The sequence below is a fragment of the Nocardia sp. NBC_01499 genome (assembly GCF_045040275.1).
GTDB lineage: Bacteria > Actinomycetota > Actinomycetes > Mycobacteriales > Mycobacteriaceae > Nocardia.
This window is the reverse complement of sequence record NZ_CP109426.1, coordinates 2,033,342-2,056,911: the sequence shown is the minus strand read 5'-3', so window position 1 is coordinate 2,056,911 and position 23,570 is coordinate 2,033,342. Positions and strand designations below refer to the sequence as shown.

At 65.4% G+C, this 23,570-nt stretch carries 26 protein-coding genes; 16 read left to right on the top strand and 10 right to left on the bottom strand.

From position 1 onward, the window contains the following. The first annotated feature begins 20 nt into the window (after positions 1-20). The 8 genes from OG203_RS09340 to OG203_RS09305 all read left to right on the top strand — a co-directional run bounded on the left by OG203_RS09340 (position 21) and on the right by OG203_RS09305 (position 7,739). On the top strand, positions 21-1,040 hold the full coding sequence (locus tag OG203_RS09340) for a zinc-binding dehydrogenase (protein WP_405165281.1): 1,020 nt from the start codon (positions 21-23) through the stop codon (positions 1,038-1,040). Positions 1,041-1,386: 346 nt separating this feature from the next. After that, positions 1,387-2,190 (top strand): helix-turn-helix transcriptional regulator, encoded by an 804-nt coding sequence (locus OG203_RS09335; RefSeq protein WP_405165280.1) that lies wholly within the window; start codon positions 1,387-1,389, stop codon positions 2,188-2,190. Beyond that, positions 2,187-3,623: a Fe-S cluster assembly protein SufB gene (gene sufB / locus OG203_RS09330; protein WP_405165279.1), complete on the top strand. Its 1,437-nt coding sequence runs from the start codon at positions 2,187-2,189 to the stop codon at positions 3,621-3,623. Before OG203_RS09335 ends, sufB begins: the two co-directional genes overlap by 4 nt. Beyond that, entirely contained in the window at positions 3,623-4,831 is a 1,209-nt protein-coding gene (sufD, locus tag OG203_RS09325; RefSeq protein ID WP_405165278.1) for a Fe-S cluster assembly protein SufD, read from the top strand. Before sufB ends, sufD begins: the two co-directional genes overlap by 1 nt. Before the next feature lie 37 nt (positions 4,832-4,868). Further along, positions 4,869-5,645 carry a Fe-S cluster assembly ATPase SufC gene (gene sufC, locus OG203_RS09320; RefSeq protein ID WP_405165277.1) on the top strand — a complete coding sequence of 259 codons (777 nt, stop codon included), beginning with the start codon at positions 4,869-4,871 and terminating at the stop codon, positions 5,643-5,645. A 1-nt stretch (position 5,646) separates the two neighbouring features. Further along, positions 5,647-6,900, top strand: coding sequence for a cysteine desulfurase (locus OG203_RS09315; protein ID WP_405165276.1), 1,254 nt, complete (start codon positions 5,647-5,649; stop codon positions 6,898-6,900). Between the two features lie 3 nt (positions 6,901-6,903). Beyond that, positions 6,904-7,374 carry a Fe-S cluster assembly sulfur transfer protein SufU gene (gene sufU, locus OG203_RS09310; RefSeq protein ID WP_405165275.1) on the top strand — a complete coding sequence of 157 codons (471 nt, stop codon included), beginning with the start codon at positions 6,904-6,906 and terminating at the stop codon, positions 7,372-7,374. Then, the gene (locus tag OG203_RS09305) at positions 7,371-7,739 is read left to right on the top strand and encodes a metal-sulfur cluster assembly factor (protein WP_405165274.1); all 369 of its coding nucleotides are present in this window, start codon (positions 7,371-7,373) and stop codon (positions 7,737-7,739) included. The genes sufU and OG203_RS09305 overlap by 4 nt, the downstream gene beginning before the upstream one ends. Positions 7,740-7,780: 41 nt before the next feature. Here the strand turns inward: OG203_RS09305 and OG203_RS09300 are convergent, their stop codons facing one another. Beyond that, complete coding sequence (locus OG203_RS09300; RefSeq protein ID WP_405165273.1) at positions 7,781-8,680, bottom strand: type IV toxin-antitoxin system AbiEi family antitoxin domain-containing protein; 900 nt, start codon at positions 8,678-8,680, stop codon at positions 7,781-7,783. A 326-nt stretch (positions 8,681-9,006) separates the two neighbouring features. Here OG203_RS09300 and OG203_RS09295 point away from each other — a divergent pair, with 326 nt between their 5' ends. Next, positions 9,007-9,402, top strand: a complete 396-nt coding sequence (locus OG203_RS09295; RefSeq protein ID WP_405165272.1) for a DUF4189 domain-containing protein — start codon at positions 9,007-9,009, stop codon at positions 9,400-9,402. Between the two features lie 152 nt (positions 9,403-9,554). Beyond that, positions 9,555-9,986: a DUF4189 domain-containing protein gene (locus tag OG203_RS09290; protein WP_405165271.1), complete on the top strand. Its 432-nt coding sequence runs from the start codon at positions 9,555-9,557 to the stop codon at positions 9,984-9,986. 76 nt (positions 9,987-10,062) lie between these two features. On the opposite strand, the gene OG203_RS09285 is transcribed toward OG203_RS09290, so the two are convergent. From OG203_RS09285 to OG203_RS09275, 3 genes are read right to left on the bottom strand one after another with little or no spacing between them, the layout of a single operon-like run. Next, positions 10,063-10,725 carry a methionine ABC transporter permease gene (locus OG203_RS09285; protein WP_405165270.1) on the bottom strand — a complete coding sequence of 221 codons (663 nt, stop codon included), beginning with the start codon at positions 10,723-10,725 and terminating at the stop codon, positions 10,063-10,065. 11 nt (positions 10,726-10,736) lie between these two features. Continuing rightward, positions 10,737-11,747 (bottom strand): methionine ABC transporter ATP-binding protein, encoded by a 1,011-nt coding sequence (locus OG203_RS09280; protein WP_405165269.1) that lies wholly within the window; start codon positions 11,745-11,747, stop codon positions 10,737-10,739. Beyond that, complete coding sequence (locus OG203_RS09275; protein WP_405165268.1) at positions 11,744-12,619, bottom strand: MetQ/NlpA family ABC transporter substrate-binding protein; 876 nt, start codon at positions 12,617-12,619, stop codon at positions 11,744-11,746. Before OG203_RS09275 ends, OG203_RS09280 begins: the two co-directional genes overlap by 4 nt. A 132-nt stretch (positions 12,620-12,751) precedes the next feature. On the opposite strand from OG203_RS09275, the gene OG203_RS09270 reads away from it, so the two are divergent. Further along, positions 12,752-13,618 carry a MetQ/NlpA family ABC transporter substrate-binding protein gene (locus tag OG203_RS09270; protein ID WP_405165267.1) on the top strand — a complete coding sequence of 289 codons (867 nt, stop codon included), beginning with the start codon at positions 12,752-12,754 and terminating at the stop codon, positions 13,616-13,618. Between the two features lie 6 nt (positions 13,619-13,624). On the opposite strand, the gene OG203_RS09265 is transcribed toward OG203_RS09270, so the two are convergent. Then, positions 13,625-14,662 (bottom strand): isopenicillin N synthase family dioxygenase, encoded by a 1,038-nt coding sequence (locus tag OG203_RS09265; RefSeq protein ID WP_405165266.1) that lies wholly within the window; start codon positions 14,660-14,662, stop codon positions 13,625-13,627. A 152-nt stretch (positions 14,663-14,814) separates the two neighbouring features. Between OG203_RS09265 and OG203_RS09260 the strand changes: the two genes are divergently transcribed. From OG203_RS09260 to OG203_RS09250, 3 genes are all read left to right on the top strand, one after another. Then, positions 14,815-16,101 carry an IS256 family transposase gene (locus OG203_RS09260; protein ID WP_405164989.1) on the top strand — a complete coding sequence of 429 codons (1,287 nt, stop codon included), beginning with the start codon at positions 14,815-14,817 and terminating at the stop codon, positions 16,099-16,101. A gap of 108 nt (positions 16,102-16,209) precedes the next feature. Next, on the top strand, positions 16,210-16,737 hold the full coding sequence (locus tag OG203_RS09255) for a hypothetical protein (protein ID WP_405165265.1): 528 nt from the start codon (positions 16,210-16,212) through the stop codon (positions 16,735-16,737). A 44-nt stretch (positions 16,738-16,781) separates the two neighbouring features. Then, positions 16,782-17,399: a hypothetical protein gene (locus OG203_RS09250; RefSeq protein ID WP_405165264.1), complete on the top strand. Its 618-nt coding sequence runs from the start codon at positions 16,782-16,784 to the stop codon at positions 17,397-17,399. A 41-nt stretch (positions 17,400-17,440) separates the two neighbouring features. Here the strand turns inward: OG203_RS09250 and OG203_RS09245 are convergent, their stop codons facing one another. The 5 genes from OG203_RS09245 to OG203_RS09225 all read right to left on the bottom strand — a co-directional run bounded on the left by OG203_RS09245 (position 17,441) and on the right by OG203_RS09225 (position 21,446). After that, entirely contained in the window at positions 17,441-17,995 is a 555-nt protein-coding gene (locus OG203_RS09245; protein WP_405165263.1) for a GNAT family N-acetyltransferase, read from the bottom strand. Positions 17,996-18,029: 34 nt separating this feature from the next. Next, positions 18,030-18,950, bottom strand: coding sequence for a Ku protein (locus tag OG203_RS09240; RefSeq protein ID WP_405165262.1), 921 nt, complete (start codon positions 18,948-18,950; stop codon positions 18,030-18,032). A gap of 88 nt (positions 18,951-19,038) precedes the next feature. Then, positions 19,039-20,175: a lycopene cyclase family protein gene (locus tag OG203_RS09235; protein WP_405165261.1), complete on the bottom strand. Its 1,137-nt coding sequence runs from the start codon at positions 20,173-20,175 to the stop codon at positions 19,039-19,041. Then, positions 20,148-20,606 (bottom strand): hypothetical protein, encoded by a 459-nt coding sequence (locus OG203_RS09230; protein ID WP_405165260.1) that lies wholly within the window; start codon positions 20,604-20,606, stop codon positions 20,148-20,150. Before OG203_RS09230 ends, OG203_RS09235 begins: the two co-directional genes overlap by 28 nt. 75 nt (positions 20,607-20,681) lie before the next feature. Further along, positions 20,682-21,446: an SDR family oxidoreductase gene (locus tag OG203_RS09225; RefSeq protein WP_405165259.1), complete on the bottom strand. Its 765-nt coding sequence runs from the start codon at positions 21,444-21,446 to the stop codon at positions 20,682-20,684. Between the two features lie 161 nt (positions 21,447-21,607). Between OG203_RS09225 and OG203_RS09220 the strand changes: the two genes are divergently transcribed. Both OG203_RS09220 and OG203_RS09215 read left to right on the top strand, forming a co-directional pair. Further along, positions 21,608-23,239, top strand: a complete 1,632-nt coding sequence (locus OG203_RS09220) for an ABC-F family ATP-binding cassette domain-containing protein (protein WP_405165258.1) — start codon at positions 21,608-21,610, stop codon at positions 23,237-23,239. An 80-nt stretch (positions 23,240-23,319) separates the two neighbouring features. Then, entirely contained in the window at positions 23,320-23,553 is a 234-nt protein-coding gene (locus OG203_RS09215) for a helix-turn-helix domain-containing protein (RefSeq protein WP_040736162.1), read from the top strand. Positions 23,554-23,570: the final 17 nt, after the last annotated feature.

Here is a 23,570-nt window from a genome sequence, read left to right as displayed (position 1 = left end):
GTTCTAGCGAAACTTGGACGATGAAGCGTCTGATGTTGACCGGCCCCGGCGAGCTGCGCTGGGAAGAACACCCCGAACCCGAACTCACCGGGCCGGATCAGGCGCTGGTGCGCCCCGTCGCCCTGGCCACCTGCGATATCGATCCGGCCGTCCTTCGCGGTGAGTTCCCGCTGGCCGGTCCGTACGCGTTCGGGCACGAGGGCGTCGTCGAGGTGGTCGCGATCGGCGACGACGTGCGCACCGTCGCGGTCGGTGACCGTGTGGTGGTGCCGTTCCAAATCTCTTGCGGCACATGCACTGCCTGTCTGCGCGGCCGCACCGGCAACTGTACGAGCCACCCTCGGCTGTCCAGCTTCGGCCTCGGCCCGCTCGGCGGACTGGAATGGGGCGGACTCTGGGCCGACCTCGCGCTCATCCCGCACGCCGACGCCATGCTCGTCCCGCTCCCGGCCGGCATCGACCCGGTGGCCGTCGCCAGCGCCAGCGACAACATCCCCGACGGCTATCGCGCCGTCGGCCCGCAGCTCGCCGACAGCCCCGGCGCCGAAGTGCTGGTCATCGGCGGTGCCACCGCACCGTCGATCGGTCTGTATGCCGCGGGCCTCGCGGTGGCACTCGGTGCGTCCAGGGTGGTTTACCTGGACGACGCCGTCGAGCGGCTGGAAATCGCGAAGTCCATGGGCGCCGAGGCGATCGAAGGACCGAGCGACGCCAGGGTCGGCCGCTTCCCGATCACGGTCGAGGCCACGGGCAATCCGACGTCGCTGCGCTCGGCGATCAACGCGACCGCCTACGACGGCTGGTGCACCAGCGTCAGCCTGCAGGTCACCGACGTGGCACTGCCGCTTTTCGGGATGTACTCGCGCTGCTGCACGTTCCACACCGGTCGCGCGCACGCCCGCCCCGCTATCCCCGAGGTCCTGGACCTGGTCGCCGCGGGCCGGTTCGATCCGTCGCTGGTCACCACTCGGACAGCAAACTGGGACGAGGCCGTCGACGCGCTCTTGGCGACCCCGATCAAGCTCGTCGTCGTCCGCTGAACGGTCTCGGTGAGGTGGTCGAATGACCAGATGTGATGTAACGCACTGATCAAGATCCAGGCGCGAGTGCTCGTCGAAGGGCTCGGCGGCCGGGAGGTCGAAGTGCGGCGGGCGAACTTACCGGCGGAGCTAGGCGTTCTCGGGTCGCTCGAGGAACGGGCAGGTCAGGGCTCGTATTTGCGGTCACTTTAAGGTTCGGCTTAAATATCGCGCGGTCCGCACGTCGATCCGCAACTCCGCGGCACTCCGGATCGTCCCCGCAACAGCGGTCTATGCAGGTCACAAGGCCCTAGAACTCAGGGCACCCTTATTAGATTTCGGGAACGAATTCCGCCACACTGATGTTGTGAAAACCGTGGGTTTGCGGAGCGAGGACGAAAGGGCTGGTCGTAAGGCCGGTACCGGATCGTCTGCTGCGCCCGCGACTGCCGGTGAGGGACATACCCGCGCGGCCATTGTCCAGCTACTGCTGGAAGAGGGTCCGATCACCGCGACCGCCATCGGCACCACATTGGGACTCGCCCCAGCAGGGGTCCGTCGCCATCTCGACGCACTGATCGACTCCGGTCAGGCACGGGCCAGCAGGTCCGCACCTTGGCAGCAGAAGGGTCGCGGCCGCCCCGCCAAGCAGTATCAGCTCACCGCCGCGGGCCGTGGCCAGCTCGGCCACGCCTACGACGACCTGGCAGGCGCGGCGATCCGCCAGCTCGGCGAGATCGGCGGCGAACAAGCCATCGCCGAGTTCGCGCGGAAACGAGCCAGGACTATCGTGGCCGGGATCGCACCGGTCGAGGACCACACGCCGCAGCACACCGAGGCCAAGGCCGAGGAGATCGCGGACGCGTTCACCGAGGCCGGTTTCGCCGCCTCCACCCGCAAGGTGGGCACCGGCGTGCAGATCTGCCAGCACCACTGCCCGGTCGCGCACGTCGCGGAGGAATTCCCGCAGTTGTGCGAGGCGGAACTCGAGGCGTTCCGTGACCTGCTCGGCACCCACGTGCAGCGGCTGGCCACTATCGCCAACGGCGACTGCGCGTGCACGACGCACGTGCCGCTGCTCGTACTACCGATTGCCAAACAAACTTCACCAGAAATCGCTGCACAGCCCGCAGCGGTACGAACGAACGACTCCGGAAGGAGTGCCGAATGACGACAACCACCGACCAGGTGCAGCCGCTCACTCAGGAAGAGACCATCGCTTCCCTGGGCAAATACGGTTACGGCTGGGCCGATTCGGATGTGGCCGGAGCCAGCGCGCAACGAGGCCTGTCCGAGGCGGTTGTTCGCGACATCTCGGAGAAGAAGAGCGAGCAGGACTGGATGCTCGACATCCGGCTCAAGGCCCTGCGCATCTTCGATCGCAAGCCCATGCCGAACTGGGGCTCCAACCTCGACGGCATCGACTTCGACAACATCAAGTACTTCGTGCGCTCCAGCGAGAAGCAGGCGGCCACCTGGGACGACCTGCCCGCCGACATCAAGAACACCTACGACAAGCTCGGCATCCCGGAGGCGGAGAAGCAGCGCCTGGTCTCCGGTGTCGCCGCGCAGTACGAGTCCGAGGTCGTCTACCACTCCATCCGTGAGGATCTGGAGAAGCAGGGCGTCATCTTCCTCGACACCGATACGGCGTTGAAGGAGCACCCTGAGCTCTTCCAGCAGTACTTCGGCTCGGTGATCCCCGCGGGCGACAACAAGTTCTCCGCGCTGAACACCGCCGTATGGTCGGGTGGCTCGTTCATCTACGTGCCGCCCGGCGTGCACGTGGACATTCCGCTGCAGGCCTACTTCCGGATCAACACCGAGAACATGGGCCAGTTCGAGCGGACCCTGATCATCGTCGACGAGGGCGCCTACGTGCACTACGTCGAGGGCTGCACCGCGCCGATCTACAAGTCGGACTCGCTGCACTCCGCGGTGGTCGAGATCATCGTGAAGAAGGGCGGCCGCTGCCGCTACACCACGATCCAGAACTGGTCGAACAACGTCTACAACCTGGTCACCAAGCGGGCCAAGGCGGAGGCGGGCGCGACCATGGAGTGGGTCGACGGCAATATCGGCTCCAAGGTCACCATGAAGTACCCGGCGGTCTGGATGACCGGCGAGTACGCCCGTGGCGAGGTGCTCTCGGTGGCGTTCGCCGGTGAGGGTCAGCACCAGGACACCGGCGCGAAGATGCTGCACCTGGCGCCGCACACCTCCTCGAACATCATCAGCAAGTCGGTGGCGCGCGGCGGCGGCCGGGCCTCCTACCGCGGCCTCGTTCAGGTGAACAAGGGCGCGTACGGGTCCAAGTCGACAGTGAAATGCGATGCGCTGCTTGTCGATACGATCAGCCGCTCGGACACCTACCCGTACGTCGACATCCGCGAGGACGACGTGACGATGGGTCACGAGGCCACGGTCTCGAAGGTCTCCGAGGACCAGCTGTTCTACCTGATGAGCCGCGGCATGACCGAGGACGAGGCGATGGCCATGGTGGTGCGCGGCTTCGTCGAGCCCATCGCCAAGGAACTGCCGATGGAATACGCGTTGGAATTGAACCGGCTCATCGAGCTGCAAATGGAAGGGGCCGTTGGCTGATGTCGACTGGTGTCATTGGAGCGGTCGAGGGCGAAAACCCCGCTAAGCCGATTCAGAACCCGGGCGCTGGCGCCGCGGTCAACAAGGGCGAGGTCTTCACCTCGTTCGACGTCGACAAGTTCGAGGTGCCCTCGGGCCGTGACGAGGCGTGGCGGTTCACCCCGCTGCGCCGCCTGCGCGGCCTGCACGACGGCACCGCCGTCGCGAATGGTGCTGCCGACGTTGCGGTGACGACGGTCGACGGCATCACCGTCGAAACCGTCGGACGCGATGACGCCCGCCTCGGCCAGGCCGGACAGCCCGCCGATCGCGTTGCGGCCCAGGCGTATTCGGCGTTCGAGTCGGCCACCGTGCTGAGCATCGCCGCCGAAACCGAGGTGGCCGAGCCGGTCGTCGTGACCATCACCGGTCCCGGCGTCGACAAGGTCGCCTACGGTCACCTGCAGATCCGGCTCGGCAACTTCGCCACCGCCACCGTGGTGATCGACCAGCGCGGCAGCGGAACCTACGCGGAGAACATCGAATTCGTGCTCGGCGACAGTGCCCGGCTGACCGTGGTCGCCGTGCAGGACTGGGCCGACGACGCCGTGCACGTCTCGGCGCATCACGCGCTGCTCAACCGCGACGCGACACTGCGGCACACCGTGGTCACCATCGGCGGCGACCTGGTCCGGCTGACCCCGGTCGTCAAGTACGCGGGCCCCGGCGGCGACGCCGAACTGCTCGGCCTGTACTTCGCCGACGCTGGCCAGCACTTCGAGCAGCGCCTGCTCGTCGACCACTCGCAGCCGCACTGCAAGTCCAACGTCGTGTACAAGGGTGCGCTGCAAGGCGATCCGGACTCCGGCAAGCCCGACGCGCACACCGTGTGGGTCGGCGACGTGCTGATCCGCGCCGCGGCCGAGGGCACCGAAACCTTCGAGCTGAACCGCAACCTGGTGCTCACCGACGGCGCGCGCGCCGACTCGGTGCCGAACCTGGAGATCGAGACCGGCGAGATCGTCGGCGCCGGACACGCCAGCGCCACCGGCCGTTTCGACGACGAGCAGCTGTTCTACCTGCGCGCTCGCGGCATCCCGGAGGACGTGGCGCGACGCCTGGTCGTGCGCGGCTTCTTCCACGAGATCATCCAGAAGATCGCGGTCCCCGAGATCCGGGAGCGGCTGGAGTCGGCTATCGAGGCCGAGCTCGCCGCTGTCGGCGTCTGATCCCGAAAACTCATACCCACAAAGGAACTCGAATTCGATGACCACCCTGGAAATCAAGGACCTGCACGTCGAGGTCGCCAACCCGGACGAGTCCGGCGCGCCCATTCAGATCCTCAAGGGCGTCAACCTCACCATCAATTCCGGTGAGACGCACGCCATCATGGGCCCCAACGGCTCCGGCAAGTCGACCCTGTCCTACGCGATCGCGGGCCACCCCAAGTACACGGTGACCTCCGGCTCGATCACCCTCGACGGCGAAGACGTTCTCGCGATGTCGGTCGACGAGCGGGCGCGCGCGGGCCTGTTCCTCGCCATGCAGTACCCGGTCGAGGTGCCCGGCGTCTCCACATCGAACTTCCTGCGTACCGCCGTCACCGCCGTGCGCGGCGAGGCGCCCAAGCTGCGGCACTGGGTCAAGGAAGTCAAGGAGTCGATGGCCGAGCTGGAGATCGACCCGGCCTTCGCCGAGCGCAATGTGAACGAGGGCTTCTCCGGTGGCGAGAAGAAGCGCCACGAGATCCTGCAGCTCGGCCTGCTCAAGCCGAAGATCGCCATCCTGGACGAGACCGACTCCGGCCTCGACGTCGACGCGCTGCGCATCGTCTCCGAGGGTGTCAACAAGTACAAGGAGCGCGAGAACGGTGGCGTGCTGCTGATCACGCACTACACCCGCATCCTGCGCTACATCCAGCCGGAATTCGTGCACGTCTTCGTTGGCGGCCGCATCGTCGCCGAGGGCGGCTCGGAACTGGCCGACGAACTCGACGCCAACGGCTACGTCCGTTTCACTCAGACTGCCACTGCGGGAGCTTGATATGACCGCCACGGTCCGCACCCTCGACGTGGCCCGCCTGCGGGCCGACTTCCCGATCCTGAGCCGCACGGTTCGGGACGGGAAACCGTTGGTGTACCTGGACTCCGGCGCGACCTCGCAGCGGCCCCTTGCCGTGCTCGACGCGGAACGTGAGTTCCTGGTCACCCACAACTCGGCGGTGCACCGCGGTGCGCATCAGCTGGCCGAGGAGGCGACCGACGCGTACGAGAGCGCCCGCGCGGATATCGCCCGGTTCGTCGGGGTCGATGCCGACGAGATCGTGTTCACCAAGAACGCGACCGAATCGCTGAACCTGGTGACGTACTCGTTCGCCGACGACCGCTTTCCGTACCACGTCGGGCCCGGTGACGAGATCGTCATCACCGAGCTGGAGCATCACGCGAATCTCGTTCCGTGGCAAGAGCTTGCGCGCCGTACCGGTGCGACGCTGAAGTGGTACGGCGTGACCGACGACGGCCGGATCGATCTCGATTCGCTCGAATTGTCGCCCGCCACCAAGGTTGTCGCGTTCACGCACCAGTCCAACGTGACCGGTGCCATCACCGATGTCGCCGAATTGGTGCGCCGCGCAAAGGCTGTCGGCGCGCTGACCGTGCTCGACGCCTGCCAGTCGGTGCCGCACATGCCGGTCGACTTCCGTGAACTCAGCGTCGATTTCGCCGCGTTCTCCGGACACAAGATGTTCGGTCCGTCCGGTGTCGGCGTGTTGTACGGGCGTCGGGCGCTGCTCGCGGAGACGCCGCCGTTCATCACGGGTGGCTCGATGATCGAGACCGTCACGATGGAGGCGACCACCTACGCGGCGCCGCCGCAGCGGTTCGAAGCCGGTGTGCCGATGACCTCGCAGGTGGTCGGATTGGGTGCCGCCGTGCGGTATCTCGAGGCGATCGGCATGGATGTCGTTGCGGAACACGAACATTCGCTGGTCGGTGCCGCGATCGAGGGCTTGAACGCGATCGACGGTGTGCGGATCATCGGTCCGACCGAGAACGTAGATCGCGGTGGCACGGTGTCGTTCGTGGTCGACGGGATCCACGCCCACGACGTCGGGCAGATCCTCGACGACGAAGGTGTCGCGGTACGGGTCGGTCACCACTGCGCGTGGCCGCTGATGCGTCGGCTCGGCGTGCCCGCCACCGCGCGCGCCTCGTTCGCCGCCTACAACACCCTCGACGAGGTGGACGCACTGGTCGCGGCCGTGCGGAAGGCTCAGAGCTTCTTCGGAGTTGTATAGAACATGCGCATGGAGCAGATGTACCAGGAAGTGATCCTGGACCATTACAAGCACCCGCACCACCGCGGGCTGCGGGAACCGTTCGGTGCCGAAGTGCACCACGTGAACCCGACCTGCGGTGACGAGGTCACCCTGCGCGTGCAGCTCGACGACAACGGTGACGTCGCCGACGTCTCCTACGACGGTCAGGGCTGCTCGATCAGCCAGGCCTCCACCTCGGTCCTCACCGACCAGGTCATCGGCTTGCCGGTGCAGCAGGCGCTGAAGGTGGTCGACTCGTACTACGAGATGATCTCCAGCCGCGGCACCGTCGAGGGCGACGAGGACATGATCGGCGACGGCATCGCCTTCGCCGGGGTCGCCAAGTACCCGGCGCGGGTCAAATGCGCACTGCTCGGCTGGATGGCGTTCAAAGACGCTGTGGTCCGGATAGCCTCGGCGGAAGAGACACAACGAAACGGGGACCAGGCATGAGTGAGACACCGGCAACCGAGACGGCCGAGCAGGTCGAGCTGTCCGCCGAAGACATCAAGCGGCTCGAGGACCTCGAGGAGGCGATGCGTGACGTCGTCGACCCCGAACTCGGCATCAACGTCGTCGACCTCGGCTTGGTCTACGGCCTGGCCGTGCAGGACGAGGTCGCCATCCTCGACATGACCCTCACCTCCGCCGCCTGCCCCCTCACCGACGTCATCGAGGACCAGTCCCGCAACGCCCTGGTCCGCAGCGGCCTGGTAGACGACCTCAAAATCAACTGGGTCTGGATGCCCCCCTGGGGCCCCGACAAGATCACCGAAGACGGCCGCGAACAACTCCGCGCCCTCGGCTTCACCGTGTAAATCCTGTTGGGGTGAGTCACATGGTCGCTGTTGAAGATCATTTAGCGACCCTTTGACTCGCGTCGACGCTGGTTGATCGCCTGCCTGATGGGGTCGGTGAAGAGTTGGGGCTGCTGGAGGACGTCTAGGGCGGTGGCGTAGAAGATTGTCCAGCCTTGGGTAGCTAGATGGTTGTGGCGGGCGTTGTCTCGTGCGGCGGCGTGGAGGCCGGAATGCCAAGCGACGCTGTCGTATTCGAGGCCAATCCGGTATTGCGGCCAGCCCAGGTCGAGTCGACGCTCGCCGTCTGGGGTCGGGACCGCTAGTTGCGGCTGAGGGTGGGGGAGTCCCGCGTCGATGCATCGCAGGCGGGTGCATGACTCCATCGGTGATTCAGCTCGGCCGTCCACCAATTCGATCAGTTCGGCGGCCTGCCGGAAGCCGCGGCGTCGGTGGTGGCGGGTGATTTCCTGCTCGAGCTCGTCGAATGAGAGCCCGAGGCGGATCGAGGTGTCCAGCGTGGCCAGTGCTTCCATTCGGTCCAGTGTGCGTGCCATGTCGATCGCGGTGCGGGCGGCGGTGGTAGTGGATACGCCGTTCACTATTGTCACCTGTGCGGGATCGAGCCGATCTCGATGTACAACAAGGTGTTTCGAGCGAGATAGTTGCACACCCAGTACGTGTGTCGCACTGCTCTCCGCCATCGAGAAGCCGTGTAACTCGGCGGCCGTGTCGTAGGCGGCGATCAGGACTGGCAAGCCCATCGACAGCCGCGCCGCTTCGATGCGCAGTTCTGGTCCCGGCCGCGCGGTAGCCTCCCGGTATACGCCGTGGAAGACCTGCACCCAATCGCCACGATGTAGGCGTGCGCGCAGTTCCGCGCGGGTGTATTCGATCTGCACCTGCGAGGTGGTGAAGACACCGAACTGTCTATCCCTCAGCCCCTCCAGTCGTGGCCTCATGCACCTAAGCATCGAGAGCCCCGCCACCAGCCCGCACTACCTCACCTGCGCAAACAACTCCCCTGTGCACAACTCGCCGCTGGGGATAGACCATCGAGGCGAGTCAAATGGTCGCTATTGAAGATCGTTAAGCGACCATTTGACTCGCCTTGATGAGATGTCGCGCTGTTACTACGGGGAGCGGGTGTGCGGGCGAGGATAGAAACCGCTGGGGTGCAACGGGATACTGGACATCGGGGCACTTGCTCGGCGATGATCAGCTCCGCGTTTACTTCTTTGAAACCGGGGAGAATCTGGTGTCAGTTCTGGGTAGGGTCGCGTTCGGTGTGGCTCTGACATCTACCGCGGCGCTTGCTGTGGTGGGGGCGGGCTCGGCGCATGCGGCGGGCAATTACTATGGGACGCTGGCATTTTCGCCGGGGGCAGGGAAGTTTGTCGAGGCGACCGATCAGTCGAGCTGGGTGGCGGCCGATGTGGTGGCGATCAGGGATTGCGGCGTGTACGACTGCCGGATTCTGGTGCGGTTCGTCAATGGTTGTGCGGCCGTCGCGCGGGGCGCGGACGGGCAGATCGCGGCCGATTCGGCCCCGTCGCGACAGGACGCGGAGCAGTCGGCGATCGCCAAGCTCGGCGAGAGTGCGCCGCCGTTCCCCGACCTTGGCAGTTCTTCGCCGCGGGCGGCGAGCATCGTGCTGTCCTCGTGCACCAAGAACGCGAGCTGAGGTTCGGCTCTGGTGCGCGCCACGATCTGAGAGGTTTCATTTCGAAAGACTCTGTGTTCCAGCAGGTTTCATTGCCTGAAGTGATTTGGACAAATCGGGTGCGGTGGCTCATGATCTGACTCGAAGTTATTTCTTTCTCGGGGAGGATCACAATGTCGTTGTCGCGCAAGGCTGCTCTCGGCCTGGTCGTGTCATCCGCGGCCGCTCTGGTCGCAGCCGGTGCGGGCGCCGCCCATGCCGAGCCGGATTCGGCGGGCAGGTACTACGGTTCGATCGCGCTGAACCCTAAGAGCGGGGCCACCGGAGCGGCGTGGAACTACCCGGGCTGGTCCTTGTCGGACACGGACGCACTGGCCGAATGCGGCAGTTGGGACTGCTTCGTCGTCGTGCGCTTCGCGGACGGGTGCGGTGCGGTCTCGGCGAGCTCGGACGGCAACTGGGCCGTCGGCACCGGCCGGAGCCGGGCCGAGGCGGAACGTAACGCGATCGCCGCCCTCGGGCCGCTTGCGCCGCCGTTCCCGAACTTCGGTAGCTCGGCACCCAAGCGCGCCGAGATCCTGCACTCGCAATGCACTCCGGAGTAGTCACGCCATAATCGAACGAGGGGTGTCCGCTGGACACCCCTCGTTTGTTTCGACTACCTCAGCGGCTTCGACTATCTCAGCGCCGCAACACCTTTCGAGCCAGCCAGTTGCCGAAGAACTGAATGACCTGCACGCCGGCGATAATCACGAGCGTGGCGACCAGGGTGACCTGCCAGTTGAACCGCTGATACCCCTGGACGAGCGCGAAATCGCCCAGCCCGCCGCCGCCGACGGTGCCTGCCATGGCGGAGATGTCGACGATCCCGATCACCACGAAGGTGTAGCCGAGCACCAGCGGGCCCAATGCCTCAGGTATCAACAGCGTCACGATGATTCGTAGCGGCCCGGCGCCGACCGCCCTGGCCGCCTCGATGACGCCGGGGTCGACCGTCACCAGATTCTGCTCCACGATCCGGGCGATGAAGAACGACGCCGCCACGATCATGACGAACACCGCGGCATCCTGGCCGATGGTGGTGCCGACCACCTTCAGCGTCACCGGGCCGAGCGCCGCGAGCAGAATGATGAACGGGATGGGCCGGACCACATTGACGATCACGTTGAGCAACAGGTTGATCGGCGCGTTCGCCAGCAGACCACCCTTGCGGGTGACATAGAGCACGGTGCCGAGGAACAAGCCGATCAGGCCGCCGACCACGAAGGTGACCAGCACCAGATAGATGGTCGTGCCGATCGCCTCGTACAGCAGCGGCCGCAGAGTATCCCAATTCGCATGCATGAGAACTCCTTTCAGACCGTCCGGCGATCGAGCTCGTCGATCACCTTGTCGATGGCGTCGTCGGGACCGTGCAGCGCCAGGGTGACACTGCCGAATGTCTTGTCCTGCAACGTGCTCACTCCGCCGTAGACCACCTCGAAGCCGACGTCGGCGTGTGCCGCGGCGGCCAGTGCCGCGCCGATGCCGCGCCGGTCATCGATGTCCACCGTGACCAGCCGACCACCGTGCAGCTCACCGAGCCTGCGCAGTTCGTCCTCGGACGGCCGGTTGTGCAGCACCGTCGCCACGAACGACTGCGTCGGCACCGCCTTCGGGGCCGCGAAAACCTCGAAGGTGCTGGCGAGTTCGACGATGCGACCCTCGGCGAGCACCGCGACCCGGTCGGCCACCGCGCGAATCACATCCATCTCATGGGTGATCACCACGATGGTGACGCCGAGCTCACGATTGATCTTCTTCAGCAGCCGGAGCACCTCGCCGGTGGTCTCCGGGTCCAGCGCCGAGGTCGACTCGTCCGCGAGCAGCAGCGACGGCGAGGTCGCCAGCGCGCGAGCGATACCGACCCGCTGCTTCTGTCCGCCGGAGAGCTGATCGGGATAGCTGCGGGCCTTGTCGGTCAGCCCGACGAACTCCAGCAGCTCCGCGACCCGCGCCTTGCGTTCGGCCCGCGGCCAACCCGCGACCTTGAGCGGATACTCGATATTGCCTGCGGCAGTGCGTGATCGGAACAGGTTGAACTGCTGGAATACCATCCCGATATCGCGGCGCAGTCGCCGCACCTCAGCCTCGCGCACCCCGGTGATCGGGGTGCCGGAGATCTCGACGGTGCCGCTGGTCGGCTTCTCCAGCGCGTTGATCAACCGGACCAGCGTGCTCTTGCCCGCGCCGGAATAGCCGATCACGCCGAAGATCTCACCCTGCTCGATGCGCAGATCGATAGCGTCCAGCGCGACATGGGCGTCCGCGCCCTTGCCGAAAACCTTGGTGACCGAACGGAACTCGACCGCGGGCGCGTTACTCACTTGCCGTCGCGGATGGACTGCTGCACCCGCTGCAGAATCTGTTCCAGCTCAGGACCATTGCGCCGCACCTCGACGGCGGTGCCCTTGGTCACCTCACTGTGTGCCTTCTGCACCTCGGGGTCGTGCCAGAGCTCGACCAGCTGCAGCAGTTTCGGATTGTTCTTGTCCTCGGCCCTGGTCACCAGCGCGTTGATGTACGGCTCGGCCGAGGGATCCTTCGGATCATCCTTGTACAGCGCCGAATTGGGGTCGATGTCGGCGCGGTCGAGGAAGGTGTTGTTGATCACCGAGCCGTCCACCGAGGCCAGCGAGAGCGCGGTCTGCGCCGCGTCAACGGTGGTCACCTTGACCTTGGACGCGCCCCTGTCGATGTCGGCGGGGGAGGGCGAGTTGGTCTTCGAGGACAGCTTCAGCAGACCGGCCGCCTGCAACACGAACAGCGCCCGCGCCTGGTTGGTCGGGTCGTTCGGGATCGCGATCTCCCCGCCCTGCGGAATGTCGGCGAGGGTCTTGTGCTTCTTGGAATACAGGCCCAACGGCACGATATAGGTGGACCCGATCGGCGTCAGGGTGTCGTTGTTCGCGACGTTGTAGGCACCGAGGAACTGCAGGTGCTGGAACAGATTCACGTCGATCTGCTGCTGCGACAGCGCGAGATTCGGTTGCTTGTAATCGGAGAAGTTGGTGACCTTCAGCGTGATGCCCTTGTCCTTGGCCCGCTGCTCGAAGACGTCCCAGGCTTTGTCCTTGTCGGTCGTGCCGATCCGCACTACCGTGTCGGAGGAGGCCTTGTCGTCAGAACCGCACGCCGTAAGGGTGAGGGCCGCGGTTGCTACCAGGACCGGGATCGCCAGTACCCGATGGAATTTCACTCGTGCTCCCGAAATGCTTGTCGCGATATGAACCCGGTAATCCAAGCGGCCCGGCAACCGGGCAGACAACGGTTTGGATTGTGGTGAGCGAAACCCTTCCGGAAACTTGTACGACCGTTTAGTTTGCTCGCAATGCGCTTGATGCACCGACTACTGCTCATCCCGATCCTGTCCGCCGTGGCCGTCGCCTCGGTTTCCTGTGGCGCGCAACACCGCGACGACGTGATCCGCATCGGTGTGAACGATCTCGCACTGCCGCACTGGGACGTGTACAAGAAGAAAGCCGCAGATCAGGGCATTGCCGTTGAGTTCGTCAACTTCACCGACTACAACCAGCCCAATCCCGCACTCGCGCAACGGCAGATCGATCTCAACAAGTTCCAGCACGTGCGCTACCTGGCCAACTACAACGCCCGCAACAACGACAACCTGGTGCCGATCGGCGCGACCGAGATCTTCCCGCTCGCGCTGTACTCACGTAAGCACAAGTCGGTGGCCGACATCCCGCGCGGCGGTCAGGTCACGTTGAGCAACAACTCGGCCAACCAGGTGCGGCCGCTGCTCAGCCTGGCCGCGGCCGGTCTGATCGTGCTGAAGGGCGGTGCCAGTTGGGATTCGAAGATCGAGGACGTGGACACCGTGGCGTCGAAGGTGAAGCTGACGCCCATCGATCCGACGCTGACCGCGCAGTCGCTCAGCAGCGTTGACGCGGCCTTCGTCGACGACACCTTCGCTCGCCCAGCGGGTTTGACGAAGAACGACACGATCTACACCGACGATCCGGAACTGCCCGAACTCAAGCAGTACATCAACATCTTCGCCGCGCGGGCCGCCGACAAAGACAACCCGACGCTGCTGAAACTGGCTCGGCTGTACCACGATCCGGAGGTCGAGGCCGCGGTGCGCGCCGAGACCGGGTATGAGGGCACCTTCAAGACGAACGACCCCGCCGACCTACAGGCCACCGCGACGGAACTGGAAGCCAAGTTCCGCAAGTAGTTTCGGCTACGAGCGCGCCGAGAGGGCCCGTGCCGCTTCTCTCGGCGCGTTCGTATTCGGTTGCAGGCCACGGGAACCGGCGAGCTTTGCCTGCACATGTTCGGAGACGGTGATCGGCGCGTACTTGCTGCCCGCGCCTATACACGAAGGCAGTGTTTCGATCAGCGCGTCGAAATTGCCGTCATGGAAAAACGCTGCGCTGCGGCGTCGTTCGACGGTGCCGTCGATGATCGGCGGCATTACTCGGTGCAGAGTCGAGAGCCAGCGTTCGTTCGTCCAGCGCGCCATCAGGTCGCCGAGATTGACCAGCAGTGCGTCGTCGGCGGGCTGCACGTCATGCCAGCGTCCGTCCGCGCCGAGCACCTGCAGGCCGGGTACCTGATCGGCCCAGAGCACGGTGACGATCCCGTAATCGGTGTGCTCGCCCATGCCCTTGAGTTCGCCGTCGAGGTCGACACTGCCCGGCGGCAGCGCATAGTTGTTCATCCGCAACACATTCAGCGAATGATCGGTGAAGCGGTCGAAGTACCCGGCAGGCAGATCGAGGGCATCGGCGAAGATGGTGGTGAGCGTTCCCGCGACGCGCGCGGCCTCGGCGTAATACGCCAGCACGCGTTTCCGGAACGTGGGAAGCTGTGTGGGCCAGACATTTTCGGCGTACCCCGCCGCCGCGGGCAGATCGAGCCCCGGATAATCGGCGGTAGTGGTGCCGATATTGAACGCCTCGAAGAAATCGTTCATCCGCGTCGCCGGCGCCACCCCGAGACTCAAGCTCAAACTCTCGCTCTTCGGCGGCGAATACCCACGATTGAACTCGACCGCCGCCCGATACCCCTCCTTCGTCGCCTGCTCGAGCGCGAAGAACTCATCGAGCGCCCCTGCGAACTCATCGACCACCGCCCCCGCGATCCCATGCCCCCGTATCTGCATGAACCCGACCTGCTGCGCCGCCGCATCGATCTGCCGCGCGACCGCCGCCCGCTCCGCAGCACTCCCACCGCCGACATAGGCGGAGATATCGATGACAGGAACCTCGAACTCCACGACAAGCCGTCCTTCCAGTAGCCGACAACCGCTCCCAGCATGGAACGCGCAGGCGTCCCTGGCTGCTCGTTCGAGTCACATTCGGGACTGTGGATTTAACGGTGGTTTCCGGCCTAACGCGCTGAGTGAAGTTCAGCGGGAAGGGTGCTGTGATGACGACACTGGATGTCGTGGCATCGAAGAAGAAGGCTCGTGAGTCCTCGCCGGAGGCCGTGGCAGCGGCGGAGCTGGTCCGGATGGCCAAGGAACAGGGTTTGTCGCTGACCGGCCCGGATGGGCTGCTCAAGCAGTTCACCAAGGCCGTGCTGGAAACGGCGTTGAACGAGGAGATGACCGAACACCTCGGCTATGACAAGAACTCAGCACCGGTCGATCGGGAATCAGCCAACATCCGTAACGGGACTCGGTCCAAGACGGTGCTGACCGAAGCGACCGGTCATGTGCCGATCGAGGTTCCCCGTGACCGGGAGGGCTCCTTCGAGCCGCAGATCGTCAAGAAACGCCAGCGTCGGTTGACCGGGGTCGATGAGATCGTGTTGTCGTTGTATGCCAAAGGCCTTACCACAGGCGAGATTTCGGCGCACTTCGCTGAAATCTATGGCGCCTCGGTGTCGAAGGAAACGGTCTCGAGGATCACTGACAAGGTGATCGAGGAAATGCAGGATTGGGCCCATCGGCCCCTTGATGCGGTCTACGCCGCGGTCTTCATCGATGCCATCGTGGTGAAGGTCCGCGACGGTCAAGTCGCCAACCGGCCGATCTATGCCGCGATCGGGGTCACGGTCGAGGGCGGCAAAGACGTGCTCGGGTTATGGGCCGGCACCGGTGGCGAAGGCGCGAAGTTCTGGATGAGCGTGCTCACCGACCTGCGCAATCGCGGTGTCAAAGACACCTTCTTCGTCGTCTGTGACGGGCTCAAAGGGCTCCCCGAGGTCGTCGGCAATATCTGGCCGTTGGCGATCGTGCAGACCTGCATCATCCACCTGATCCGCAACACTTTCCGCCTGGCTTCCCGCAAGGACTGGGATGGGTTGCGCCACGACGTGAAACCGATCTATACCGCAGTCAATGCCGCTGCGGCCCGTACCGCGCTCGATGACCTCACCGAGAAGTGGGGCACGAAATATGCTGCGATAGTTCGTCTTTGGGACAACGCGTGGGAGGAGTTCATTCCGTTCCTCGACTACGACGTCGAGATCCGGCGGGTGATCTGCTCTACCAACGCGATCGAGTCCTTGAACGCGCGCTACCGGCGAGCGATCAAGGCCCGAGGTCATTTCCCGAACGAGCAAGCCGCGTTGAAATGCCTCTACCTGGTCACCAGGTCCCTGGACCCAACCGGGCGCGGTCAGGCACGATGGACACAACGCTGGAAACCCGCGGTCAACGCCTTCGCGATCACCTTCGCCGACCGCTGGCCCAACGCCCAAACCTACTGAGAGAAACCGCCGGAAACACCGTTAGCGAGATAGTCCCTCACATTCCGGTAAACGGACGTTCCTGCCAGGAACGTACTAGTGGTCGTTTCTGGAACCTTGCCTGATTCAGTGAAGTTTCTGCCCGAATCAGCTGGCGTGTCTGTCGGTACCCAGCCCTACACTGGGGCCTTCATTCGAGGCGACAGGGGGCTCTACATGTCAGCGACGCTGCCACCGCTGGAGGTGCGTGTGACCAATTTGGAGACCAAGTACGAGGTGCTGGACGAAGACCGGCGCGCGTATGAGGAGGCCATCTTCCAAACGAACAGAAAGGTGAAGAAGACCCATCGGTGGGTCCAGGGGCTCCAACAGGAAGTCTGGGAGTTGCGCGAGGACTTCGTGACGTTCCGGCTGGAGATGGGGACCTTCAAGCATGAGATGAGGGCCTTCAAGCGGGACATGGGGATCTTCAAGGAGGATATGGGGGCCTTCAAGCAGGATATGGGAGGCTTCAAGCAGGAGATGGGAGGCTTCAGGCATGAGGTCCGAGACGAATTCGCAACGGTCAAAAGCGATGTTTCGGATCTGAAGCGAGGCATCAACGCGATCGTGTCGCACCTCGGGATCGCTACTCCTGAGGGGGAGGCTAAGCCCTAGGCGAAATCTCTGCGGGTGGCGTCCACACCGGACATGATTCCGGTGTGGACGAGCAGACTTATGAGCGGTCGCGGGTGGCGCTGCATGCGGCGGCGGAGTTGTTGATCGCGGGGCCGCAGTATCGGGAGTACGGGACTATTCGGTTGCAGGCTGTGCACCAGGGGTTCGGGGGTGTGCGGTGGCCTTATTCGGTGGTGGGGGCGGAGTTGGTGTGGCCGGAAGGGCGGACGACGCTGCAGGGGACCTATCGGGATGTCGGGAGGGCGGCGGGGTTCGAGGCGGAGGCGCCGAAGGGGGTGTACGCGGACACGACGGGGGTTGATCCCGACAGCGTGATCGATGTCGATCCCGAGGTCGCGCGGCAGATCGGCGCGTGGTTCGCGTTGGGGGACAAGGCTTTGCGAGGTTTGGCGCCGGATATTACGCCGGTGCTGTGGCCGGAGCATTTCGATCTGTCCAGCGCCGTCGGTGAGGTGAATTACGGTGTGTCCCCGGGGGATTCGGGGCATCCGGGACCGTACGCGTATGTCGGTCCGTGGACGCCGCGCACCGGGGAATTCTGGAATGCCTCGTTCGGCGCGGTGCGTTCGCGCGCGGAGGTGGACACGGTATCCCGCCTGCTCGAGTTCTTCGAGCAGGGACGGGCGGCGGCCGCGGCCTGAACCGTCGCACCGAATCCGTGCGCTACCAACTGATTTCGCGGTCAGCGGGCCATCCGGTTGTCACCGGCCAGGCGACCCCTGCGGATCAGCGCGCGCTTGTTGCCGGGGGCGATGGCCGCCGGGGTGAGCTGCGATTCCGGATCGGGGTCATCGGGATTCGGGCGGACGAACAGCGTCACCGTGGCGGCGGCCATGAACCCGCTGCGCGTCATCAACGCCGTCGAGGCCGCGTTGCGGTCTTCCACATCGGTGACGATGCGCCGGGCACCGCGCGCGAACAATGCCTCCGAGCAGACATCCACCAGCCGTCGGGCGATGCCGTGGCCCTGCATATCCGGCGCGACGGCGATCCATTCGAGGTACGCCCAGTCGTCACGGTTCTCAAACTCCATGGACCCGAGCACAAAACCAACCACACGGTCTGAATCGAGCGCGACCCAGCAGGCGTTGTCCGGGCTGTCGAGGTGCTCGGCGACGGAGGTCAGCGACCACGAGGTGTACGGCTTGACGGTGATGTCGAAGACTTCGTGACCGAGATCGAGGACCTGGCGCAGATGGCCGAGACCCATCGGGACGATCACAACGGCAGAATCCATGCTGACAGTTTGCCAGCAAGACGCGGTCGTTCCGTCACGCGCCCTTACGGGCCGCTGTCTTCTTGGCCGCCTTCTTCGCGGGCTTGGCGGCGGTCTTCTTGGCGGCCGCCTTTTTCGCTGTCTTCTTCGCCGGTTTGGCCTTGCCGTTGTCCTCGCCGCCGCCCGCCGCCCGCCTACCACTTGCCTCCAGGCTGCGTTGCAGGGCGGCGACCAGGTCGACCACCTCCGCGTCCATCTCGGCGGGCGCGGACTCGGGTTGCTCGGCGACCTTGCCGGTGCCGCTGGCGATGGCCTCGTCGAGCAGGCGCTTGAGTTCGATCTGGTACTCGTCGGTGTACTGGTCCGGGTCGAAATCGTCCGACATGGTCTCGACCAGCGTCTCGGCCATCTTGATTTCCTGTGGTTTCGGCGCGGCGACGCCGTCGAGGGATTCGAATTCGACCTCGCGCACCTCGTCCGGCCACAGCAGCGTCTGCAGCACCAGCATTCCGTCGCGCACCCGCAGCGCCGCCAGCCTGGTCTTCTGCCGCAGCGTGAAGTGCACGAGCGCGGTGCGGTCGATGCGTTCCAGCGTGGTCGCCAGCAACACGTACGCCTTGGGCGTGCTGGAATCGGGCTCGAGGTAGTAGCTCTTGTCGAACAGGATCGGGTCGATCTGGTCGGACGGGACGAACTGCAGCACTGGGATCTCGTGCTTCTCGGCGGCGGGCAGTTTGGCGAAGTCCTCGTCGGTGAGAATGACCTTGTCGCCGTCGGGCGACTCGTACGCCTTGTCGATATCGGCGTACTGCACGGACTTCCCGCACACCGTGCAGACACGGTCGTATTTGATCCGACCGCCATCCTTGGCATGCACCTGATGGAATCGGATGTCGTGGTCCTCGGTCGCGGTGTAGACCTTGACCGGGACGTTCACCAGCCCGAATGCGATCGAGCCCTTCCAGATCGACCTCACTGCTGCATCCCCTCGACGCGGGTACCTCGTCCGCGAGTCACCGATTCGGCGGCTCGGGAACGGATGAGTGCTGGACGGTAAGGCCCACTCATTGTTCCATGATGGCGGACGGTATTCGAATACGCGAGCGAATGCGCATCCCGAGTGTCGCGGCCGCGACGCGCCGACGCAGCGGCGGCGGGAGACCGTCGAAAAGCGTGCGCATGGCGGTAACGGTGCCGGTCAGGTCGGTTCGCCCGGACAGGTAGGCGCGCTGCGCGGCGGGCGGCATGGTGAAGAACGTGTCGAAGAAGACGGGGATGTCGGCGGGCGGTAGTGCGAGGAGTGCGCGCAGGCCTGCGGCGCGGAGCCGGTACACGGCGCGAGCCGACGCTGACCACGCGCGTGCGCCCGCCGCGACGGCATCGGCCGCGGTGAGGGACGCGGCCACGCTGTAACCGGTGGCCGTATGCGCGAACCCGCCTGCCGCGCCGAAGGTGTGTCGTCCTGGTCGGCCGCCCTCGACCGGGAAACGAACCCGTTCGACTCGCTCGTCACCGGTGAGTTCGATTCCGCGCGAACGCAATCGGTGATGCAGCCGGTCGCGCAGCGCGGTGCCGTCGAGCGCGGGCCGACCGGCCAGACAGGTTTCCTCCAGCAGCATCGCCCCGCCGCCGAGCGGCACCGCGTAGAGAAACGAACGCGGCGCGTCGGCGGGTGCGCCATTGTCCGCGCGCCAGTCCATGAACAACGGTTCGAGTCCCGCGCATCGCCGCGCGTCGAGCACGAGCCCGTAGGCCGTCTGCTCGGCCAGCGCGGGCGATCGGGCTATGCCACGCGCATCGATCACCCGTCGAGCCGTGAGCAGCCGCCCAGAGGCCAGTGACGCTGTGCCGGTGGTGAGCTCCACCGCCCGGTCGGCGACGATTTCGGCACCGGTCAGTTCGAGGGACTCCCGCAGCCGGTTTGTATCGAGCACGACGTAAGGCCGATCAATCCGATGCGCACGAGTTCCCCATGCCATCGGCTGATCGACGGTCGCTCCGACCGCCGCCGGATCCAGCCATTCAGGTAACTCATCAGCCCACGCCGCATAGGTCGCCGACCACACCCGATCCGGCACCGGGTCGACAACAGTGACCGACAGCCCACGCGCCAGACAACGATGCGCCAACGCCCGGCCCGCAGGCCCGAGCCCGCAGATGAGCACATCGGCCGTCACGCCGCCGCCATCGTCATGAGCCATGGCGTTGCCGCCATCGACCTGCGCCTTGACCTTGCCACCCGCGCGGGGCACCGCATCGGCTCGGTTGATCCCGTTGCGCGAGCAATCGCCGAGAGTCCGCCCCCACTTCGCGTGGTCGGCACCAGAGTCGTGCGACGGCCCGCCGGGCCGAGACCGCCGACGACCGTATCCGCCGTCACGCCGCGACCATCGGCATGCGCAGTGGTGTCGCCGCCGCGGAACTGTGCATCGGCCCGGCGGATCCATACGGCCTGCGTAGTCGCCGAGAGTCCGCTGCCGCTTCGTGCGGTCGGTGCCGGACTTGCGCGTTGGGCCGCCTGGGCGAGCCCGCAAGGGGCGATATCGGCGGTCATCCTGCCGCCACCGAGATCCGCCATGGCGTTGCCGCTGCGGAGCTTCGCATCAGCCCGGCCGAGAGTCCGCTGCCGCATCGCGTGGCTGACATCGGCACCGTGTGATGTCCGGTCGTCTGCGAATCCCCAACGGCCATCGGTGTTTCGGGAGGCTCAGAGTCCGCCGGTGGACAGCAGGCCGCCGTCGACGCGGACGGTCTCGCCGGTGATCCACGCGGCCTCGTCGGAGACCAGGAATCCGATCAGCCGGGCGACGTCTTCCGGCGTGCCGAGCCGTTTCATCGGGTACATGCTCGCTGCGCGCTCCTCGTCGTCGGAGTACAGGGCGTCGGCGAACTTGGTTTTGATCACGCCGGGTGCGACCGCGTTCACTCGGATCTTCGGGGCGAGCTGCCAGGCGAGTTCGTCGGTGAGCCGGATGAGCGCGGCCTTGGACGCGCCGTAGGCGGCGATCACGCCGGACGACCGGATGCCGGCCACGCTGGCGACATTGACCACCGCGCCACCGTGCTCACCCATCCACGCCTTGAACGCCTGCTGGATGTAGCCGAGCGCGGCGACCACGTTGACGTCGAAGATCTTGCGCACCGCGGCCAGGTCCGCGTCCATCAGCGAGCCGAACACGGGGTTGATGCCGGTGTTGTTGATCAGGATGTCCACCGAACCGAATTCGGCAAGCAGCCGGTCGATGGCCGCCGCACGATCTTCGTCGTGGCCGGAGTTGCCCGCCAACGCGACGACCTCACCTTGATGACCGAGTGCCCGCAGCTCGGCCGCTGCCTCTTCCAGCGGGTCCTTTTTGCGCGCCGTGATCAGCACGTTCGCGCCCCGGCTCAGCAGCTCCGCCGCCACCGCCTTGCCGATGCCCCGACTTGCCCCGGAGACAAGCGCGCTTTTGCCAAGTAGATCGGTAGTCATGCGATCGCACGCTACTCGCCGTTCAGTTAGCGCCATCACATGTACGTCGCCGCGGGTAAAAGCGGTCCACGGACCCAGGTAAAATCAGTGGTTCTTGTGCATATCGCGTCGCACAATCGTGTAGCTACCGCCCAGCACCACTGATCCGTGAGGAGAAATCTGTGATCACCGCGACCGACCTGGAGGTTCGGGCCGGCGTCCGCACCCTGCTGTCGGCCCCAGGACCGGCCCTGCGGGTGCAGTCGGGCGACCGGATCGGACTGGTCGGGCGCAACGGTGCTGGTAAGACCACCACGCTGCGCATTCTGGCGGGCGAGGGCGAGCCGTATGCCGGAAAGATTCTGCGTTCCAGCGATATCGGCTACCTGCCGCAGGATCCGCGCGAGGGCAACCTCGACATCCTCGCCCGCGACCGGGTGCTGTCCGCCCGCGGCCTGGACACGCTGATCCGCGATATGGAGAAGCAGCAGGCGCTGATGGCCGAGGTGGCCGACGAGGCCGAACGCGACAAGGCGGTCCGCAAGTACGGCCGCCTCGAGGAGCGATTCTCCGCGCTGGGTGGCTATGTCGCCGAGAGCGACGCCGCCCGCATCTGCAACAGCCTCGGCCTGCCTGATCGAGTACTCGCCCAGGCACTGCGCACCCTGTCCGGCGGTCAGCGCCGCCGAATCGAGTTGGCGCGCATCCTGTTCGCCGCCTCCGACGGCAGCGGCGGCCGCTCCGACACGATCCTGCTGCTCGACGAGCCGACCAACCACCTCGACGCCGACTCGATCACCTGGCTGCGCGGTTTCCTGCAGAACCACGACGGTGGCCTGATCGTGATCAGCCACGACGTGGAACTGCTCGGCGACGTGGTGAACAAGGTCTGGTTCCTGGACGCGGTGCGTGGCGAGGCCGACGTCTACAACATGGGCTGGCAGAAATACCTGGACGCCCGCGCCACCGACGAACAGCGCCGCCGTCGCGAACGCGCCAACGCCGAGAAGAAGGCGGGCGCACTGCGTATCCAAGCCGCCAAGCTCGGTGCCAAGGCCACCAAAGCCACTGCGGCACAGAACATGGCCAAGCGCGCCGACCGGTTGATCGCCGAGCTCGACGACGTGCGCGTCGCCGACAAGGTCGCCAGGATCAAGTTCCCCGAGCCAGCCCCCTGCGGCAAGACACCGCTGATGGCGGAGAACCTGACCAAGGTCTACGGCTCGCTGGAGATCTTCACCGGCGTCGACCTCGCGATCGACCGGGGCAGCCGGGTCGTCGTGCTCGGCCTCAACGGCGCGGGCAAGACCACGCTGCTGCGGATGCTCGCCGGGGTCGAACAACCGACCGCTGGCAACCTGGTGCCCGGACACGGCCTGAAGGTCGGGTATTTCGCGCAGGAGCACGACACCCTCGACGACACGGCCACCGTGTGGGAGAACATTCGCCACGCCGCGCCGGACGCGGGGGAGCAGAACCTGCGCAGCCTGCTCGGCGCGTTCATGTTCACCGGTCCCCAGTTGGAACAGCCGGCGGGAACATTGTCCGGTGGTGAGAAGACCCGCCTCGCGCTGGCCGGGCTGGTCTCCTCGGCCGCCAACGTGCTGCTGCTCGACGAACCGACCAACAACCTGGATCCGGTCTCGCGCGAGCAGGTGCTCGATGCGCTGCGCACTTACGCTGGCGCGGTCGTGCTCGTCACCCACGATCCGGGTGCCGCCGAGGCGCTCTCGCCGGAGCGCGTGATCTTGCTACCGGACGGTACGGAAGACCATTGGTCCGCCGAATATTTGGAACTTATTCAGCTTGCGTGACTTTCATCACAAGAATCCGTTGATCACGGACCCTCGAGTGCTTAGCCTGGAAAGAGCTGCTCGGCGACTCGGAGGAAGCCATGAGCGACAGGCCAACGCAAGTCAAAGCCACCCTGGGTAAGGGAACACGCGTCACGGGGAAGTCCCGAGACCGCCTACAGACCCAGTTGAAGAAGCAGTACGAGGCAGGAGCGAGCATTCGCTCGTTGGCGCGAGCAACCGGTCGCTCCTACGGCTTCATCCACAACGTGCTGGTGGAGTCGCATGTGCAACTCCGCAGTCGCGGCGGCGCGAACCGTCGCAAGAGCCAGTAGCGTCCGGCTGACTCGAA